Consider the following 3555-nt stretch of genomic DNA (forward strand, 5'->3'; position numbering starts at 1 on the left):
CCTTCCGCCACTTCTACCATACCCAGCTGGTCTACCCAAATACATCTGTCTTCCGATAAAACGGAAAACAGTTCGTTAAGCGCTTTCGGATGCTCCGGCCGGTTAATCTCCTCCAAATGCACCACACAGCGCGGCGTGGATATAGCTTTAGGAAAAAGGAACTCGCTGTAATGGGTCTCCCCATCCTTTAAAGTATGTTCGCCAAACAGCTGGCCCGGCTCAGAAAGCAGTCCCATTTGAAAAACAGCCAGCGGCCGTTTGTAAAAAGCTGCGAACTGACGCACCAGGGAAGATTTACCACAGCCCTGCCTGCCCGTGATCAGAATATTTACAGGATGCTTCCTGCTGAGAACTTCAAATTTCTCAAGGGCAAAAATGATTTCTCCCGGCGCAAAGAAAAAGTCGTCCAGTGCAGGAATTCTTAACTCCTTGTGATACTTCACCAATATTGCTCCTTTCGATAGCCCGGCCCGGCAGTATTTGCTCTCAGCCGAGAATTTTCTTTCTTAAAAGGCCTTCTATCGCGCCGGGGAGGTGCTCTATGGAATCCAGAAACCGGATTGACTCGCCATACTGCTCCAGCATCAGCTCACGGTCGTCATACCCGCTACCCAGCGTAGCCAGGTCGATTTTCTTATTTTTGCAGTAGTTTATCCCATGCGAAACGTCACAGCCACAATTGGAACCGCCGTCAGTTACATGGATCAACAGCCGCTTGCCTCCCTCCTGGGACATTTGCAGCGCCGCTCCTATAATCGCCTGGCCGGAGGCGGTCTGGCCCATGGGCTGAAGCGAGAGAAGTTTATTGTCTTTAACTATTCTTGAAATCATACAGATTTTTTCAATTTCGAAATAACCAAACGCCTGGAAATGGTTATTGGTACTCTTTAAAGCAGTGTAAATCGCGGCCACCGTATTCTCAACCATTCTCCATTTCACACCGCCCATCGAAGCCGACGCGTCAACTAAAAGCACTATATTCCACGACGCTTCCGAACGAAACTGTTTTTCCTTGAAACATCTTCCGTCAATCGGCGCCCGGTATAATTTCCTTGCGTCCACCTTCCCGCTTTTCAATCCTCTGTTTATTAGAAACTTGCGCTCGGCGTATACCTCAAATATTCTCTTCAGCCGCGTAACCAGGTGCGGATCAATCATGGGGTGAGTGTTGGATACATTGAAATCCCATAATGAAGTCGGCATAACTTCATCATCATCTCCCACCACCGCCCGGATCAATGGGGTGATGTCGATTGAATCCACGGCCAGTTCAAGCTCTACTTCATCCATGCTTTCCAATAAAGGGAAAACGCCGCCTGGTTTCCGCTTTTTCTTGCCTTTTGTTTTTTCTTTCGGATCAAGCGGGGAATACAGGGGCATGCTGAAGTCGTATACTCTCCAAAACTTAATGTCTTCGTAAATATTTTTCCATAACTCCAGGTACAAATCCTTCCTTATATCACACCGGCCCACGACACCATGCCAGACTTTTCCCGTAAGTGTGGAGAAGTGGCTTGAGTCCTTTGTTATGTCGCTCTGTTCAGCAACGCTTGTGCCGCCGGCTGCTATTTCCTCCAGCCAGCGGTCGGCGGAGCTGAGGATGTCGAGTTTCTCCCGGTATACATCATCTACCGCCTGCGTTGACTTGTTAAACGCCGTGTCCCACCAGATGCGGAGCAATTCATCAACCGACGGGACTACTTTATGAATTCTTTTCAGCATGTCCAGAGCCATTTGTCTGACCTTGGCAGTGTACAAGCCAAGTATCGACTTCTGGGAGACTATGTCGACATAGATATCTTCCCCGGTGCTGACAATCTTTGACAACATCAGTTTTTCCCGGGGCGTGATTTCACCGGCTTGTTTTACTGCCTCCTGCCAGACCCGTTCGCTCCAAACAACCCTGTGCAGCGCCTCGTGGACCACAACCCCGACCAATATGTCCATCTTTTCATAAGAAATGGGATACCTGCCGAATATAATTTCCGGGTCCAGCACAATCCTGCCCTTGTTCTTGGTCGACATGCCAACCCAGTCAACACTGCCCACATTGTCCCCCAGGAATCCGGCCACCTTCCGCAGCGCACGCAGCACATTCGATAGCTCTACCGTTTCAAGGGGTGATAAATTCTTGCGCCAGTAAGCAGAAATCCCCCCCCTGTCTCTGTAATAACCGGTGGCTTCTGGGGATGCTAGATCCACAGCCGCCTTTACAAGGTTAAAATAACTATCAGTAGAGTTCATATTCCACTTCTCCCAACTCTCCTTTGGCCCCCATCCCCAGGTGTAACGAGAGAAGAATTGATTCAAGCACATCCTGGTTAACCTGCAGGCTCAGGGCAAAGGCATCCTGAATGGGTGTCCCGACAGCCAGTAATTCAGCAATCATCAACGCGTGCCGGGTGGACAGGGAAATGTTAAACTTGGGGTTGCCCCGTATTTTATTAGCGATATTGACAATCGTCAGGGCCTGTTCTTCACTGATGCCGGTTTTTGCCGACAGCACCTGTTTTTCCACCGGACCCGGCAGGTAACCGACTTGTAGAATATAAAATCTATCCCTCAAGGCCGCGTCGAGCATTTCTGTCCCGACGAATTCCTCGCCTTCATTTAGAGTGGCGAAAAATACCACACCATCGGCAACTTTGATCAAACCCATCTCATCAGTCCAAACCTGCCTGTCATCCGACAGCAGTGAAAACAACATGTTCAGCGCCTTGGGGTGTTCAGGCCTGTTTATTTCTTCCAGGTGAATTACACATCCGGGCGTCTGTATGGCTTCAGGGAACAAAAAAGGCTGGTAATAAGTTTCTCCATCCTTTAGCCGGTGCTCACCAAACAATTGGCCTGGTTCCGAAAGGATACCGATTTGAAAAGTAGCCATAGGCAGGCCTTTTTTTGCCGCGTATTGCCGGACTAAAGATGACTTGCCGCACCCTTCCTTCCCGGTAATCAGGATATTAACGGGGTGCTTCTGCGAGAGTTTGCTGACCGATCCCAGGTTGCTGATGGCATCTTTCGGCAAATAAAAATGATGGTCTTTTTCAGGAATCATTTTTTTTATATCAAGGCTCATTTGAATCCCCCTTTTTTAATGGTTCTATTTCCTTAATTCTTCCACTTCTCCGTAATAGATACAATAAGCACATTAAACCTGGCGATGAAACACCCTAATTCAGCACCTCCTCAAACGCGACCAACCCAAAATACCGAAATACTGCATTTAATAGGCGCAGTGCTGATGGTTATGCCATCATGCCCGCACCGTATTTGCTCTAATTAAAGATGATTTAAACACCATTATTTTTAAAATTCAGATTACTGGGTAATTAAAATGCAATATTTATTCCCGCCAAAAGCTATCTAATAAAAAGCCGGCGTGTGAGCAGCCGGCACAACCAATGGGTTTTGTTTATTTTTTAAAATCATTTTAATCATATAGATTTTATTTATTTATTTATTTATTTATTTATAATTAAAATCATTTTTATCATAATTATGTTCCGTTAAAATAAAACAGACATTGTTTATCGCATGTTTCATGGTGTTACGGAT

Annotated in this window: 3 protein-coding genes; all 3 read right to left on the reverse strand. The window is 46.8% G+C overall.

From position 1 onward, the window contains the following. A partial coding sequence (locus B3D59_RS10595; protein WP_286819638.1) for an AAA family ATPase occupies positions 1-443 on the reverse strand: 443 nt, incomplete at its 3' end. Positions 444-486: 43 nt separating this feature from the next. Next, complete coding sequence (locus tag B3D59_RS10600; protein ID WP_286819639.1) at positions 487-2244, reverse strand: vWA domain-containing protein; 1758 nt, start codon at positions 2242-2244, stop codon at positions 487-489. Beyond that, on the reverse strand, positions 2231-3076 hold the full coding sequence (locus tag B3D59_RS10605; protein WP_286819640.1) for an AAA family ATPase: 846 nt from the start codon (positions 3074-3076) through the stop codon (positions 2231-2233). The genes B3D59_RS10600 and B3D59_RS10605 overlap by 14 nt, the downstream gene beginning before the upstream one ends. Positions 3077-3555: the final 479 nt, after the last annotated feature.

This window comes from Desulfobacter sp. UBA2225 (assembly GCF_002348205.1).
Classification (GTDB): domain Bacteria; phylum Desulfobacterota; class Desulfobacteria; order Desulfobacterales; family Desulfobacteraceae; genus Desulfobacter; species Desulfobacter postgatei.

Bases quoted from the DNA above. Each gene is read 5' to 3' on its own strand.
- B3D59_RS10600 (WP_286819639.1), bottom strand. From the start codon at position 2,244: ATGAACTCTACTGATAGTTATTTTAACCTTGTAAAGGCGGCTGTGGAT.
- B3D59_RS10605 (WP_286819640.1), bottom strand. From the start codon at position 3,076: ATGAGCCTTGATATAAAAAAAATGATTCCTGAAAAAGACCATCATTTT.